The sequence below is a fragment of the Microbacterium capsulatum genome (assembly GCF_030865425.1).
GTDB lineage: Bacteria > Actinomycetota > Actinomycetes > Actinomycetales > Microbacteriaceae > Microbacterium > Microbacterium capsulatum.
This window is the reverse complement of record NZ_JAVFCB010000013.1, coordinates 62,172-76,257: the sequence shown is the minus strand read 5'-3', so window position 1 is coordinate 76,257 and position 14,086 is coordinate 62,172. Positions and strand designations below refer to the sequence as shown.

Sequence of the window (14,086 nt, the reverse complement as noted above, 5' to 3'; positions counted from 1 at the left end):
CCATGGGGCGATCGCGCGTGAAGGATTCCGTTCCCCCGTCGGTCCGGCTCGGATCCGGCGGGATCGCACGGGTGGTCCCCGCGGAGTTCGGCGGCGGATTCGAGCTCCTCATCGACGAGACCCCGCAGTCGCACGTCGATCTCGCCGATCCCACCCATCTGCACTTCGAGTACATCGTGCGGATGGGCGCACTCATCGACCAGCTCCGCTCCCCCGGTGAGGCGATCACCGCCGTGCATCTGGGCGCGGGCGCGATGACGATCCCCCGCTACATCGCCGCCACCCGGCCGGGCTCCCGGCAGCAGGTGATCGAGCTGGAGGCGCCGCTCGTCGACCTCGTCCGCGAACACCTGCCGCTGCCCCGCGGCGCCGCGATCCGGATCCGGGTCGGCGATGCGCGCGAGGGCGTCCGGCGCCTGCCCCCGGCCCTCACCGGGAACGCCGACCTCGTCGTCGCCGACGTCTACTCGGGCGCGCAGACCCCTGCGCACCTCACCAGCGTCGAGTTCTACGGCGAGCTCGCCGCGCTCCTCGCCCCGGCCGGGGTGCTGCTCGTGAACGTCGCTGACGGCCCCGGCCTCGCCTTCGCCCGGCGCCAGGTCGCGACGATCGGCGCGGTCCTGCCGGAGGTCGCCATCCTCGCCGACGCGCAGATCCTCAAGGGCCGCCGGTTCGGCAACCTCGTGCTCGCCGCGTCGAAGGCGCCGCTGCCCGCGGACGCGCTGCCGCGGATCCTCGCCGCCGGCCCGCACCCCGCCAAACTCGCGCACGGCGCCGAGGTCGCGGCCTTCGCGAAGGACGCCGCGATCGTCACCGACGCGACCGCCGTCGCCTCGCCGCGGCCCGACGCGGGGATCTTCCTGCGCTGAGCCCCGGTCGCCGGGTGCCTGCGCCTTTCTGCGCGGGCAGTTCGGCGGCACGCCCGCCGCCCTTCGGGAATGCCGGTATACGGAGGGCAGACTGGTTCGACACGGAACGCGGAACGGGAGGACGGTCGCGTGGGCTTCATCAAGGGATACGACCCGAACTCTCTGCGCGAACTCGTGGACCCCGCCGAGTGCGAGGGTCGTCTCGCGCAGATCTCCGACCAGCGCAGCCTGCCGTCGATGCTCGAGCGGGTGTGGCTGCAGAAGGTGCTCGGCGACCTCGACGAGGCGCTCGTGCTCGCCGACGAGGCCGTGCGCCAGGCCCGGATGGCGGGCACCCGCAAGGACCTCATTCGCGCCCGGGTGCTGCACGCGACCGTGCTGCAGTACCGCGGCGCGTACGGCGCCGCCGATCACGAGCTCTCCACGTGCGTCGCCGAGGCCGAGGGGCAGGGCTGGGTGCCGATCGCCGCCTTCGCGCATCAGCACCGCGGCCGCAACGCGTTCGAGGCGGGCGACTACGAGCAGGCCAGGGAGAGCTTCAAGCGCACCCTTTTCCTGCGCCGCGAGGCCGGGGCGGACGACTCCGCGCTCGAGGCGGCACTGCTCGCGATCGAGACCGTCGAGCGCCACCGCGACCCCGTGGCCGTCAACGGCTGAACGTCGCCGGCCACCGCTACCGTGGAACCATGGCCGAATTGGAGCGGGTGCGGATCTGGGGCGAGGCGCTGATCGGCATGCATCTGGATCCGTCGTGGTCGTTCGGCTTCGACAACGCCAAGCGCCGCGCGGGCGCCTGCAACTACCGCGACAAGCGGATCACGGTCTCCCGCTATCTCGCGGCGCGGTTCGACGACGACGAGATCCACCAGGTGCTGCTGCACGAGGTCGCGCACGCCCTGGCCGGGCATGAGGCCGCGCACGGGGCGTCGTGGAAGCGGACCGCGCGCACCCTCGGCTACATCGGCGGCACCACGCATCACGGCGAGACCGCGACCGAGCTCGCGCCGTGGGTGGGCCGGTGCCCGTCCGGGCACGTGACCTACCGGCACCGGCGGCCCGTGCGCGCCTCGTCGTGCGCGCGCTGCTCGCGCCGCTACGACGAGCGCTTCGCCCTGATCTGGACCCGTCGCGAGATCACCGCGGCCGACCGGCGAGCGGCGGTGGCGCCGCGATGACCGTCCTCCTGCACGTCCAGCTGAAGTTCCAGATCCGGGCCGAGCCCGACGCCGCCTGGGCCGCGCTGCACTCCCCTGCCGTGCTCGCGGCCCTGTACGGCCCGATCATCGCGCTCGAGCCTCTGGACAGCCACGAGACCGGGCTGAACGCCGCGGTCCGGCTGCGGCTGTTCGGCCGGATCACCCTCGGCACCCAGCTCATCGGCGCCTACGACGAGGTGCGCGAGCACGACGGCCGGCCCGTGCGGATCCTGCGCGACAGCGGCATCCCGCTGACCGGTCCGATGTCGGTCCTCGACGTCTGGGACCACCGCATGGCCGTGTCCGCCCTGCCCGGCGGCGGCACGCTCTGGCGCGACCGGCTCGTGTTCGGCGGACCGATCACGACCCTGCCCTCGCTGCTCGCGCTCTGGCCGGCGCTGTGGGCGACGTGGCAATGGCGGGGATGGCGGATCCGCCGACTCGCCCGGCGCTGGAGCTGAGGCCGTCGGCGGGTATGCCGCTCAGGCCATGCCCGCCGACGCCGCCACGCCGCGCCGGAGGAAGCGCGCGAGCAGGATGATCGCGACGACGCCGGCGAGCAGCGCGATCGCGCCGTCGCTGAGCCGTACGCCGACGCCGGCGATGGCCAGGCCCCGCACGATGTCGAGGAGCACCGAGAGCGCTCCGGAGCCGAAACCGACGAGACCGACGCCGAGGTAGGCGACCGCGCTCGCGATGAGCAGCATCCGCCGGTCCTCGCGGGCGATCGGGCGCGCGCCGCGGATCCTGCGCACGAGCAGCCACCCGAGCAGCAGGAGGAGCCCGAGGACGCCGGCGGCGAGCCGCTCCGACACGATCTCGTCGGAGTGGTGCATCGCCGCGGCGGCCGCGCAGCTGCCCGCCTGCGGGAAGAAGCCGAGGAAGTCGCCGCAGCGCGCGGCGGTGTAGGTCACGCCGTTCGTGTCGCCGGCGAGGAACGCGGGACCGGCGATGGCCTCCATCGCCCAGGACACGAGTCCGCTCACCCCGACCACGACGAAGCCCAGGGCCACCACGAGCCACAGTCCGCTGAACAGGCCCAGGACCCGGCGCCGCGGCGAGCGCGCCCGGGCGACGGTCGCCGGATCCCCGAAGCGCTGCACGGCGGTCTCCGCCGCCTCGTCCTTGGTCATGCCCTTCTCCTGCAGTGCGGCCTGAGCGTCGCGCAGGTGCCCGTCGGTCTCGGCGAGCAGGCGCCAGGTGTCCTGGCCCGCGCCCAGCCGGTCGGCGAGCTGCTCCAGGTAACGATCGATCGCATCGGTCATGTCACACCCCCTGCACGGCCGGGCGGATCGCGGGCGCGGCGAGCGTGCTCGCGACGCCGTCGGCGAACCGCTGCCAGGCACTGCGCTCGTGCTGCAGCTGCGTCGCGCCCGCCGCGGTGATCGCGTAGACGCGGCGGCGGCGCCCGTCGTGCACCCATTCGCTGGTGATGGCGCCGGCCCGTTCGAGACGGTGCAGCGCCGGATACAGCGAGCCCTCCGGCACATCGAACTCGCCGCGGCTGGCGGTGCGCAGCGCCTCGGCGAGCGCGTAGCCGTGGGCGGATCCGCGCGCCAGGGTCGCCAGGATCAGCATCTCGAGGTTGCCTCGGAGTCGGTCATCTGCCATGCGTCGACTTTACCTAGACTGTCGATGCATAGACAGTCTGAGTTGCTGTGAGTTCACCCAGCGGGCCCGACCTCGTCCCGCCCCCGCATCCTGTTTCCGGTGCGGCGTTCAGCGGGGATCCGCGAGCTCCGCGATCGCCCGGCGGTCCGGCTTGCCGGAGGACAGCATCGGCAGCGCGTCGACGAGGAGGATCCGGCCGGGGCGGGCCGGCGCACCGACCTCCCCCGTCACCTGCTCACGGGCCGCGGCGAGCAGCGCGGACTCGGCGATCCCCGCCGCCGGTGCGACGATCGCGGATCCCTGGCCCCAGCGCTCGTCCGGGACCGGGACGACGACCGCGCCCTCGAGCCCCGGGACGGATCGCACCGCCCGCTCGACCCGGTCCAGGGAGACGTTGACCCCGCCGGACACGATCACGTTGTCGGCCCGGCCGGTCACCCGCACCACGCCGTCCACGACCTCGCCGAGATCCCCGGTGCGGTACCAGCGCCCGCCGTCGTCCGCCACGAACCGGTCCGCGGTGAGCGCCTCGTCGCCGAGGTAGCCGTCCGCGAGGGTCGGTCCGCCGATCCGCAGCTCGCCCGCCTCGTCCGTCGACGCACGAACCCCGGCGAGCGGCACGCCGTCGTAGACGCAGCCGCCGGCGGTCTCGCTCGAGCCGTACGTGCGCACGACGCGCGCGCCGAGCGCCGCCGCGCGCTCCCGCAGCGGCACGGGCAGCGCCTGCCCGCCGATGAGCAGTGCGTCGAACACCCCCAGGGCGTCACGCACCGCCCGATCCTGCTCAGCCCGCTCGACGAGTGCGAGCAGCTGCGCCGGCACGAGCGAGGTCAGCCGGGCGCCGTCGGCGGGCAGGGCCGCCGCGAGCTCCGCGAACGCCTCGGGCCGGAAGCTCCCCCGCAGCACCGCGGGCGTCGTGGCGGCGAGCACCGAGCGCACCACGACCTGCAGACCCGCGACGTACCCGGCGGGCAGGGCGAGCAGCCACGACCCGGATCCGATCCGCTCCGCCGTCGCCGCCGCCGACGCCCGCAGGGCCGCGGCGCTCAGCACGACGCGCTTGGGCACCCCGGTCGAGCCGGACGTCGCGATGACCACGGCGGTCCCGTCGGGCACCCGGTCCTGCGCACCGGGCTCGAAGCCGAGCGCGAGCGGATCCGCCCCGTCCAGCGCGCGCTCGACCGCCGCGCGGAACGCGACCGGATCCGCGGGGTCGACCGTGGCGAGGGCGCGCATGCCGCTCAGAAGTGCCAGGGGTACGGCGACCAGTCGGGCTCGCGCTTCTCCAGGAACGAGTCGCGGCCCTCGACGGCCTCGTCGCCGCCGTAGGCGAGGCGGGTGGCCTCGCCGGCGAACACCTGCTGGCCGACGAGCCCGTCGTCGACGGCGTTGAACGCGAACTTCAGCATCCGGATCGCGGTCGGCGACTTGGTCAGGACCGTCCGCGCCATCGCGATCGCCTCCTTCTCCAGAGACGCGTGCGGCACGACCCGGTTCACCGCGCCGGCCTGCATCGCACGCTCGGCGGAGTACTCCTCGGCGAGGAAGAACACCTCGCGGGCGAACTTCTGCCCGGTCTGCCGCGCCATGTACGCGGATCCGTAGCCGGCGTCGAAGGAGCCCACGTCGGCGTCGGTCTGCTTGAACCGGCCGTGCTCGGCGGAGGCGATCGTGAGGTCGCAGATCACGTGCAGGGAGTGCCCGCCGCCGGCCGCCCAGCCCGGGACCACCGCGATGACGACCTTCGGCATGAACCGGATGAGCCGCTGCACCTCGAGGATGTGCAGCCGGCCGGCGCGGGCCGGGTCGTGCACGGCGGTCTCGTCGTCCGAGTACTTGTACCCGTCGCGGCCGCGGATGCGCTGGTCGCCGCCGGAGCAGAACGCCCAGCCGCCGTCCTTGGGGCTCGGGCCGTTGCCGGTGAGCAGCACGACGCCGATCCGCGGATCCATCCGGGCGATGTCCAGCGCGCGGTAGAGCTCGTCGACGGTGTGCGGGCGGAACGCGTTGCGCACCTCCGGGCGGTCGAACGCGATCCGCGCGATCCGCCCGTCGTTCGAGACGTGCGCGGTGATGTCGGTGTACGCGTCCGCGCCGGGCGCGAGCACCCATTCCGCGGGGTCGAACAGGTCGGAGACGTGGGACTCGGTCACGGATCCAGCCTATTCCGCCCGGTCACACCGCGCGGGCGAGGCCGAGCTTGCGGGACAGGTCCATGACGAGGCCGACGAGGATCCCGGCGAGCACGACCGTCAGCACGATGTTCACGATCTGCACGACGTCGGTGGTCGGCGTGCTCGCCGCCCGCATGTGCGCCATCAGGTCGTGGTCGAGCACGCGGTCCTGCCAGACCAGCGCGATCGCGCCGATCAGCGCGACGAGCGCGATCGCCGTGTTCGCGAGCGCCAGCGGGACGTTCCACCGTCCGCGCACGACGACGGTCACCTCGACGGCGAGACCGAGAGCGAGCAGCGCGAACCAGACGATCATCGTGCCGGGCCAGAGATCGGCCGACAGCAGGCGCACGTGATCCTGCCCCCAGCCGATCGTGCGATCCCAGACGACGGATCCGATCAGGATCGCGAACAGGACGGCCGTGCCGGCGAAGTCGGCGAGCCGGGCGGTCGGGATCGCGCGGCGCGGGAGCTTGTCGGGCGTCCAGTCCAGCCCGATGTCGCCGACCTTCCCTGCGCGCTCGAGCGCGGCGAACGCGAGCGTGGTCCAGAACCCGACGTGCACGGTCGAGGTGATGAGCACCGGGATCATCGCGCCGATCACGGCGCCGGTGTCGCCGCCGCCGATCGCGTGGACGAGCCCGGTGGCGAGCGTGGCGGTGGGCACGACCATGAGCAGCAGCAGGCGCAGCAGCCGCAGCCAGGCGGTGTAGTAGCGCGGGCCGATGAGCAGCAGCGGGCGGCCGGAGAGCGATGCGGCGTAGGCGATCGGATCGCCGAGCTCGGCGACGACGGCGTACTCGGCGGCCTCCGGCGCCTGGCCGGCCTCGACCCGGCCGTCGAGCTGGTCGGCGATCGAGGCACGCAGCTCGGCGGAGATCTCGTCGCGGTCGGCGGCGGGGACGGAGCGGGCGACCGCGGTGACGTAGCGCTCGGAGAGGGAGAGGTTCGTGTCCATGAGGGTGCTCCTTCGGAGTGTCAGGGAAGCTTCTTCGCGGCCTCGGCGATCGCCAGCGCGTCGCGGAGGAGGGTGTCGGCCAGGCGGATCCCGGCCTCGGAGGTGCGGTAGAACTTGCGCGGCCGGGCCTCGTCGGTGTTCCACTCGCTCACGAGGCACCCCTGCTTCTCGAGGCGGCGCAGCAGCGGGTACAGCGTGTTCGCGTCGGTGGGGAACCCGGCGGCGCTCAACTGCTCGAGCAGGCCGTAACCGTAGCCCGGTTCGCGCAGCAGGCGGAGGCTGGCGAGCACGATCGTGCCGCGCCGCAGCTCCTGCAGGTGTCCGTCGAATTCCCCGTCGTCCATGTTCAACACTATATTGTGTGACACACACTATTGTCAACGGAACATCAATGCTTCGTTCGCAGCACCGGATCCGGGCGCGGAAAACGGAGAGCGGTCCCGCGAGATCCGGCGTGTCCACAGCTCCATCCGCAGGACACGCCGCGAGGCTCTCCGTTTTCCCACGCGGGATGCGCGGCGCGATCCCCCGCGAACCCCGTCCGCGGCCGTCACCGGGGCATGATGGGGGCATGGTCCCCGCCCTCGCCGAGATCCTCGCCTCCGCCCGCGTCGTCGCCCTGCCGATGAACACCCGGTTCCGCGGGGTGGACGTGCGGGAGGCGCTGCTCTTCGAGGGCCCGCAGGGCTGGGCCGAGTTCTCCCCCTTCACCGAGTACGCCGACGCCGAGGCCGCGACCTGGCTCGCCGCCGGGATCGCCGACGCGTGGCACCCGCGGCCCGCGGCGGTGCGCGACGGGATCCGGGTGAATGCGACCGTACCGGCGGTCGCCGCCGGCCGCGTGGCGGAGGTGCTCGCGCGCTTCGACGGCTGCCGCACCGCCAAGGTCAAGGTCGCCGAAGCCGGCCAGTCCCTCGCCGACGACGTCGCCCGGGTGCGCGCGGTGCGGGCCGAGATGGGACCCGAGGGACGGATCAGGATCGACGCGAACGCGGGCTGGAACGTCGACGAGGCGGAGCGCGCGATCCACGCCCTCGCCCCCTTCGACCTGGAGTACGCCGAGCAGCCCTGCGCGACGGTCGACGAGCTCGCCGAGCTGCGCGAGCGGATCCGCTACCTCGACATCCCGATCGCGGCGGACGAGAGCGTCCGCAAGGCGGACGACCCGCTCGCGGTCGCCCGCGCGGGCGCCGCCGACCTGCTCGTGATCAAGGCGCAGCCCCTGGGCGGTGCCGAGCGGGCGCTGCGGATCGTGGCCGAGGCGGGGCTCCCGGTCGTGGTGTCCAGCGCGCTCGACACGGCCGTCGGCCTGTCCCTCGGCGCCGCGCTGGCCGCCGCGCTCCCCGCCCTCGACTACGACTGCGGCCTGGGCACGGCGTCGCTCTTCGCCGACGACGTCGCCGACGCCCGCCCGCGAGGCGGCCTCGTCTCGGCGGCCCGGGTGATCCCGGATCCGTCCGCCCTCGCGCGCCTGGAGGCGCCGGCGGACCGCCGTGAATGGTGGCTCGACCGCCTCACCCGCTGCCACGCCCTGCTGGCGGCCGGCGACCGCTGAGCGAGCCCGTCAGCCGAGCAGAAGGCTCACCAGCCGGCCGAGCTCCTCGCTGCCGGTGCGGCGCAGCTGCGCCTCGTCCTGACCGGCCATGGCGCCGCGCACGGTCATGCCCTCCCAGATCACGAGCAGCATGCGGGCCGCGATGCCCGACTCGACCCGCAGGGTCATCGTGCCGGTGGCGACGATGTCGTCGATGATCCGGGCGATGCCGTCGACCATCTCCTGCTCCTGCTTCAGGTAGGCCTTCCCCCAAGCGTGGTCGCGCAGCGCGCGGAGCCGGATCTCACTGAGCAGCATGACGCCGAGCCGGTCATCGCTGCCGGTGTCCATGACCTGCTGCACGAGCGTGGTGGCATCGCAGTCCTGGGCGATCGCGCCCGCCGCGGCGAGCTCCGCGACCCGGGCGCGCACGGCGCCGAGTCGCTCCGCCGACACGGTGCCGGCGAGCTCGAGGAAGAGCTCGTCCTTGGACTCGAAGTTCGAGTAGAACGCGCCACGGGTGAAGCCGGCGCGCTCGCAGACGGCCTCGACGGTCGCGCCGTCCAGGCCGACCTCGGCGAACACCTGCGCCGCCGCCTCGAGCAGCCGCGCCCGCGTGTTCTCCCGGCTCCTGGTTCCACCGCTCGTCATTCGCACCTCCCGCGGGCTGCACCGCGCAGCCCCGCACCTCTGCGTGATTCACACCCCGCGCACAGATTATCCCGCCGCCTCCGGCTTACGATACATTCACGTATCGAATACACGAGTGTATCGAAATCCCGACCACGACCGCATCGCCGGAGGAACATCGTGTCCACGCTTCTCTCGTCCCTCGGACGCTGGTCGTTCCGCCACCCGTGGCGGGTGCTCGTGGCGTGGCTGCTCGTGCTCGGCATCGCCGGCGGCGCGGCCCTCGCCCTCGGCAAGGGCACCGACAACACGTTCTCGATCCCCGGCACCGAGTCGCAGGCGGGCCTGCAGCAGCTCGAGCGCACCTTCCCCCAGGTCAGTGGCACGAGCGCGCAGTTCATCGTCGTGGCGGCGAAGGGCGACGACGTCTCCGAGGCCGCGTACCGGGATCCGATCGAGAGGACCGTGAAGGATCTCGCCGGCATCCGCGGCGTGCTGGCCGCGACATCCCCGTATGACGAGCACGTGAGCGGCATGGTGAGCAAGGACAGATCCGCCGCGATCGTGCGGCTGCAGTTCCAGGGGCAGTCCTCGACGATCGGCGACGGCACGAAGAGCGCGCTGCGCCACGAGGTCGCCGATCTGCAGAAGGAGCTGCCGGCCGGGTCCCGGGCCGTGCTCGGCGGCGACCTCTTCGCGACCTCGATGCCGACGCTCTCGATCACCGAGGCGGTGGGTCTCGTGATCGCCCTGCTCGTGCTGATCGTGACGTTCCGCTCGTTCGTCGTCGCGGGCATGCCCCTGCTGACCGCGATCCTCGGCGTCGGCATCTCGATGGCGGCGATCTTCGCGGCCACGGCGTTCGCCACCGTGTCGGCCACCACGCCGCTGCTGGCGCTCATGCTGGGCCTCGCGGTCGGGATCGACTACGCGCTGTTCATCCTCGCCCGGCATCAGGATCAGGTCAGGGCCGGCGTGGACCCCGAGGAGTCGGCGGCGCGCGCGACCGGCACCGCCGGATCCGCCGTCGTGTTCGCCGGCGTCACCGTGCTCATCGCGCTCATCGGCCTCGGCTTCGCCGGCATCCCGTTCCTCACCACGATGGGCATCGCCGCCTCGGTCGCCGTCGCGATCGCCGTGCTCATCGCCGTGACGCTGACCCCGGCCGTCCTCGGCTTCCTCAAGGGCCGCGTCGCCGGGCGGGCGCAGCGCGCACCGAAGAAGGGCCGCACGACGCCGCGCCGGGGGTTCTCCGAGCGCTGGGTCGGCGGGGTCACGAAGCACCCGATCCTCGTCGCCCTCACGGTGATCATCGGCCTCGGCGTCGTCGCGGTCCCCGCCACGAGCCTCGCGCTGGCGCTGCCGAACGCGGGTGTGCTGCCGAAGGGATCCGAGGCGCGGGAGACCTACGACCTCACCGCGGAGCACTTCGGCCCCGGCTTCAACGGCCCGCTCATCCTCACTGGCACGATCGTCACGTCGAAGGATCCGGTCGGGCTGATGAAGGAGCTCGGCGACGCGGTCGCGAAGGTCCCGGGTGTGGCCGAGGTCGCGCTCGCGACCCCGAACCAGACCGCCGACACCGGAATCGTGCAGGTCGTGCCGACCACCGCGCCCGACGCCCCGGCGACCGCCGACCTCGTGCGCGCGCTGCGCTCCCACCACGACCAGTGGCTGAAGGAGTACGGCGTCGACCTCAAGGTGACCGGGTTCACCGCGGTCGCGATCGACATCTCGGATCAGCTGGGCGCCGCCCTGCTGCCCTTCGGCATCTTCGTGATCGGGCTGTCGCTCGTGCTGCTGACGATCGTGTTCCGCTCGATCTGGGTGCCGATCACGGCGGCGCTCGGCTACCTGCTGTCGATCGTCGCCGCGTTCGGCGTGGTCTCCGCCGTGTTCGACTGGGGGTGGTTCGCCGATGCCCTGCACGTCGCGCGCACCGGGCCGATCATCAGCTTCATGCCGATCGTGCTCATGGGCGTGCTCTTCGGCCTCGCGATGGACTACCAGGTGTTCCTCGTCTCCCGCATGCGCGAGGACTACGTGCACGACCCCGCGTCGAAGGATCGCGCGACGGCGCGCGCCGCGGCGATCCGGGCCGTCCGCAGCGGCTTCGTCGGCTCGGCGCGCGTGGTGACCGCCGCGGCGGTGATCATGTTCGCCGTGTTCGTCGCGTTCGTGCCCGAGGGCGACTCCTCGCTCAAGCCGATCGCGCTGGGCCTCGCGGCCGGCATCGCGATCGACGCGTTCCTCGTGCGGATGACGCTGATCCCCGCGCTCATGGCGATCCTCGGCGACCACGCCTGGCGGATCCCGGGCCGGCTCGCGAAGATCCTGCCGCACGTCGACATCGAGGGCGAGGCCGTCGAGCGCGAGCGCCACCTGGCGGGGTGGCCCGGCGACGACTCCGTGCTCGCCGCGGACGGGCTCACCGTCGCCGGCGCGGTCGAGGGCCTCGACCTGCGACTGGCCCCGGGCGCGGCGCTCGTGCTCACCGGGCGCGACGATACCGAGCGGCGGGCCGTCGCCCTGGCCGTCGCCGCCCGCGTGCCGTCGGCGGGGCGCCTGCGCGTCGCCGGGCACCTGATGCCCGCACGCGCGGCCTGGGTGCGTGCGCGGATCGGCTGCGTCCTCGTGGACGGATCCGGCGCGCCGGGCGCGGAGGATCCGCTGCGCGAGCTCCGCGATGCCCTGCGCGGCCGCACCCCGCTCGTGGTGATCGACGGCGCCGACCGGCTGAGTCTCGCGCAGTCCGAGCAGGCCGCGGCGATGCTGCGCGACGCCGCCTCCCGCGGCCCGCTCGCGGTGCTCGCGACGGCCGATGATGCGACGGCCGCCGCGACCCTGCTCGCCGACGCCGGCTGGGCGGATCCGTCCATCCGGTCGTTGAGCGAGGACGCGCGGAGCGCGCCCGAGACGACACGCACCCCGCCCTCCGACGACGTTTCGTCTCGCTCCGTCGTCGTCGGGGCTCGCTCGACGACCGCTGCAGCTGCTCCCCTCTCCCTCACCGACCTCGACGAGGTGACCGCATGAACTCCCGACTGTCCGCGCTGATCGAGCGCGCGCGTTCGCACAAGCCGGTGACGGCCCTCACCCTCGTGGGCGTGCTGCTGCTGCCGGCGATCCTCGGCGGCGTGCTCGTCGCGGCCCTGCAGGATCCGACGCAGCGGCTCGACTCGATGACCGCCGCGATCGTGAACGACGACGAGCCGGTCACCGTGAACGGGCAGCTCGCGCCGCTCGGCCGGCAGCTCGCCGCCGGGCTCGTGGACGGCACCGGCAAGAAGAGCCAGAACCTCACCTGGGTCATCTCGAACGAGAAGGACGCCGCGCAGGGCCTGAAGGACGGCGACTACCAGGCGGTCGTGCGGATCCCCCGGGGCTTCTCCGCGGCCGCGGTCTCCGGCGGCAAGGCGATCCAGGATTCGTCCGCCTCGGCGACGCAGGCGACGATCGCGGTGACCACCGCCCCGCAGGCGCGCGCCGCCGACGGTCTCATCGCGAACCAGATCGCCGACACGGCGGCCGCCACCATGGGCTCGACGATCTCGAAGAGCACCCTGCAGAACGTGCTCGTCGGCTTCGGCACGATCGGCGACAAGATCGGCGAGGCCGCGGACGGCGCCGACCGGCTCGCCGCCGGCGCGCAGTCCGCCGCGACGGGCGCCGCCGCGCTGCCCGGCGGCGCGACGAACCTCGCGGACGGCGCGGGACAGCTCGCCGACGGCGCAAGCCGGCTCGGCTCGGGCCTGACCACGATCTCGCAGGGCATCGCCGGCGCGCAGACCGGCGCGGGCCAGGCCGCGACCGGGCTCACCCAGGGCGCGGACACGCTCGTGGCGCAGGGGATCGTCCCCGCGCAGGTCAGCGGCGTCGCAGGGACGACCGCCGGAAATGCCCAGACGGCGGCGGGCGACACCGCCGCGCTCGCGAAGACGCTCGGCGCGCTCGCCCAGGAGTGCGCGAAGGATCCCACCGTGCCGGCCGCCTTCTGCGCCCGGGTGGGAGGCGCTGCTCAGGACGCCGTGACGGCGGCGACGGCGGCGGGCACCGCGAGCGGCTATGCCGACGGCACCGTGAAGGCGCTCTCCGCGTTCGACTCCGCCGGATCGGCCGCGCTCGCGAGTCAGTTCCGCACCGCCGCCGACGGCATCGACCAGCTCTCCGCCGGCCTCGGCCGACTCGCGGACGGCACGGCGCAGAGCGCGTCCGCCGCGAACGGCCTGGCGACGGGCGCCACCGGACTGCAGTCCGGGGCGGCCCAGCTCGCCGACGGCGCGCAGTCGCTGAGCACCGGCGTCGGATCGCTCGCGACCGGCACGAGCGGCCTCGCCTCCGGCCTGCATCAGGCCGCGGATGCGATGCCGAAGCGCACCGACGCGCAGGCGTCGTCGCTCGCCTCGGTCGTTGCGAAGCCCGTGACGGCCGATACCTCGGGCGGCATGTTCGGGCCCACCGCGGTGCCGCTGCTCGCCGCGGTCGTGCTCTGGTTCGGCGGGCTCGCGTCGTTCATCGCGATGCGGGCCGTCACCGCGCGGACGCTCACCTCGCGCCGGTCCTCGGCCTCGCTCGCCCTGCGCGGGTTCGCCCCCGCGGCCGCGATCGGCGCCGTGCAGGGCCTGCTCGTCTCGATCGTCGTGCAGATCGTCGCCGGCTACGACCCGGCGCGCTGGTGGGGCTTCGCGGGGGTCGCGGTGCTCGCCGGCGTGGTCTTCGCCGCCGTGAACCAGGCGCTCGTCGCGGTGCTGGGCGGAGCCGGACGGTGGATCGGCGCGGTCGTCGGCGTGGCCGCCCTTGCCGCCGGGATCATCTCGACGCTGCCCGGCTGGCTGGCGGGGATCGGCGGGTTCCTGCCCGTCTCCCCCGCCGCGACCGCCCTCCTCGGCGACACCGGCGTGGGCGCCGCGATCGCGGCGCTCGTCGTCTGGGGCGTGCTCTCGCTCGTCGCGACCACACTGGCCGTCGCGGCCCGCCGCACGACCTCGGCCCGCGTGGTGCTCGCCGCGGCCTGACCTCGCCGCCGTCGCCGTCGCCCGCCGCCGCTGTCGCCGTCGCCGCCGCCGCCGCGAGAAACCATTTCCTGCACGAGACACCACGCACGACGGTGTTTC

General features: G+C 73.7%; 14 protein-coding genes. 7 read left to right on the top strand and 7 right to left on the bottom strand.

Annotated features, from left to right (window positions below):
• Nucleotides 1–2 precede the first annotated feature (2 nt).
• From RBR11_RS17440 to RBR11_RS17425, 4 genes are all read left to right on the top strand, one after another.
• Nucleotides 3–869 (top strand): spermidine synthase, encoded by an 867-nt coding sequence (locus RBR11_RS17440; RefSeq protein ID WP_308490651.1) that lies wholly within the window; start codon nt 3–5, stop codon nt 867–869.
• Nucleotides 870–998: 129 nt separating this feature from the next.
• Entirely contained in the window at nt 999–1,526 is a 528-nt protein-coding gene (locus tag RBR11_RS17435; protein ID WP_308490650.1) for a hypothetical protein, read from the top strand.
• Nucleotides 1,527–1,555: 29 nt separating this feature from the next.
• Nucleotides 1,556–2,044: a SprT-like domain-containing protein gene (locus RBR11_RS17430; RefSeq protein WP_308490649.1), complete on the top strand. Its 489-nt coding sequence runs from the start codon at nt 1,556–1,558 to the stop codon at nt 2,042–2,044.
• Nucleotides 2,041–2,526, top strand: coding sequence for a hypothetical protein (locus RBR11_RS17425; RefSeq protein ID WP_308490648.1), 486 nt, complete (start codon nt 2,041–2,043; stop codon nt 2,524–2,526). The genes RBR11_RS17430 and RBR11_RS17425 overlap by 4 nt, the downstream gene beginning before the upstream one ends.
• A 21-nt stretch (nt 2,527–2,547) precedes the next feature.
• Here the strand turns inward: RBR11_RS17425 and RBR11_RS17420 are convergent, their stop codons facing one another.
• The 6 genes from RBR11_RS17420 to RBR11_RS17395 form a co-directional block, all read right to left on the bottom strand.
• Entirely contained in the window at nt 2,548–3,330 is a 783-nt protein-coding gene (locus RBR11_RS17420) for a permease prefix domain 1-containing protein (RefSeq protein WP_308490647.1), read from the bottom strand.
• Between the two features lies 1 nt (nt 3,331).
• Complete coding sequence (locus RBR11_RS17415) at nt 3,332–3,676, bottom strand: PadR family transcriptional regulator (RefSeq protein ID WP_308490646.1); 345 nt, start codon at nt 3,674–3,676, stop codon at nt 3,332–3,334.
• A gap of 108 nt (nt 3,677–3,784) precedes the next feature.
• Complete coding sequence (locus RBR11_RS17410; RefSeq protein WP_308490645.1) at nt 3,785–4,912, bottom strand: AMP-binding protein; 1,128 nt, start codon at nt 4,910–4,912, stop codon at nt 3,785–3,787.
• Between the two features lie 5 nt (nt 4,913–4,917).
• Nucleotides 4,918–5,829 (bottom strand): 1,4-dihydroxy-2-naphthoyl-CoA synthase, encoded by a 912-nt coding sequence (locus RBR11_RS17405; protein WP_308490644.1) that lies wholly within the window; start codon nt 5,827–5,829, stop codon nt 4,918–4,920.
• Nucleotides 5,830–5,851: 22 nt separating this feature from the next.
• On the bottom strand, nt 5,852–6,808 hold the full coding sequence (locus tag RBR11_RS17400) for a permease prefix domain 1-containing protein (protein ID WP_308490643.1): 957 nt from the start codon (nt 6,806–6,808) through the stop codon (nt 5,852–5,854).
• Between the two features lie 20 nt (nt 6,809–6,828).
• A complete protein-coding gene (locus RBR11_RS17395; protein ID WP_308490642.1) occupies nt 6,829–7,152 on the bottom strand; it encodes a PadR family transcriptional regulator in 324 nt (107 codons plus the stop codon).
• A 227-nt stretch (nt 7,153–7,379) separates the two neighbouring features.
• Between RBR11_RS17395 and RBR11_RS17390 the strand changes: the two genes are divergently transcribed.
• Nucleotides 7,380–8,363: an o-succinylbenzoate synthase gene (locus tag RBR11_RS17390; RefSeq protein WP_308490641.1), complete on the top strand. Its 984-nt coding sequence runs from the start codon at nt 7,380–7,382 to the stop codon at nt 8,361–8,363.
• Between the two features lie 9 nt (nt 8,364–8,372).
• On the opposite strand, the gene RBR11_RS17385 is transcribed toward RBR11_RS17390, so the two are convergent.
• Nucleotides 8,373–8,993: a TetR/AcrR family transcriptional regulator gene (locus tag RBR11_RS17385; protein WP_308490640.1), complete on the bottom strand. Its 621-nt coding sequence runs from the start codon at nt 8,991–8,993 to the stop codon at nt 8,373–8,375.
• Between the two features lie 159 nt (nt 8,994–9,152).
• Here RBR11_RS17385 and RBR11_RS17380 point away from each other — a divergent pair, with 159 nt between their 5' ends.
• Both RBR11_RS17380 and RBR11_RS17375 read left to right on the top strand, forming a co-directional pair.
• Nucleotides 9,153–12,008: an MMPL family transporter gene (locus tag RBR11_RS17380; protein ID WP_308490639.1), complete on the top strand. Its 2,856-nt coding sequence runs from the start codon at nt 9,153–9,155 to the stop codon at nt 12,006–12,008.
• Nucleotides 12,005–13,987, top strand: a complete 1,983-nt coding sequence (locus RBR11_RS17375) for a YhgE/Pip domain-containing protein (RefSeq protein WP_308490638.1) — start codon at nt 12,005–12,007, stop codon at nt 13,985–13,987. The genes RBR11_RS17380 and RBR11_RS17375 overlap by 4 nt, the downstream gene beginning before the upstream one ends.
• Nucleotides 13,988–14,086: the final 99 nt, after the last annotated feature.

What these genes read in the sequence shown, in the direction of transcription:
- RBR11_RS17385 (WP_308490640.1), bottom strand. Translation starts at nt 8,993, where the DNA reads ATGACGAGCGGTGGAACCAGGAGCCGGGAGAACACGCGGGCGCGGCTG.
- RBR11_RS17420 (WP_308490647.1), bottom strand. Translation starts at nt 3,330, where the DNA reads ATGACCGATGCGATCGATCGTTACCTGGAGCAGCTCGCCGACCGGCTG.
- RBR11_RS17430 (WP_308490649.1), top strand. Translation starts at nt 1,556, where the DNA reads ATGGCCGAATTGGAGCGGGTGCGGATCTGGGGCGAGGCGCTGATCGGC.
- RBR11_RS17410 (WP_308490645.1), bottom strand. Translation starts at nt 4,912, where the DNA reads ATGCGCGCCCTCGCCACGGTCGACCCCGCGGATCCGGTCGCGTTCCGC.
- RBR11_RS17425 (WP_308490648.1), top strand. Translation starts at nt 2,041, where the DNA reads ATGACCGTCCTCCTGCACGTCCAGCTGAAGTTCCAGATCCGGGCCGAG.
- RBR11_RS17390 (WP_308490641.1), top strand. Translation starts at nt 7,380, where the DNA reads ATGGTCCCCGCCCTCGCCGAGATCCTCGCCTCCGCCCGCGTCGTCGCC.
- RBR11_RS17395 (WP_308490642.1), bottom strand. Translation starts at nt 7,152, where the DNA reads ATGGACGACGGGGAATTCGACGGACACCTGCAGGAGCTGCGGCGCGGC.
- RBR11_RS17415 (WP_308490646.1), bottom strand. Translation starts at nt 3,676, where the DNA reads ATGGCAGATGACCGACTCCGAGGCAACCTCGAGATGCTGATCCTGGCG.
- RBR11_RS17375 (WP_308490638.1), top strand. Translation starts at nt 12,005, where the DNA reads ATGAACTCCCGACTGTCCGCGCTGATCGAGCGCGCGCGTTCGCACAAG.
- RBR11_RS17400 (WP_308490643.1), bottom strand. Translation starts at nt 6,808, where the DNA reads ATGGACACGAACCTCTCCCTCTCCGAGCGCTACGTCACCGCGGTCGCC.
- RBR11_RS17440 (WP_308490651.1), top strand. Translation starts at nt 3, where the DNA reads ATGGGGCGATCGCGCGTGAAGGATTCCGTTCCCCCGTCGGTCCGGCTC.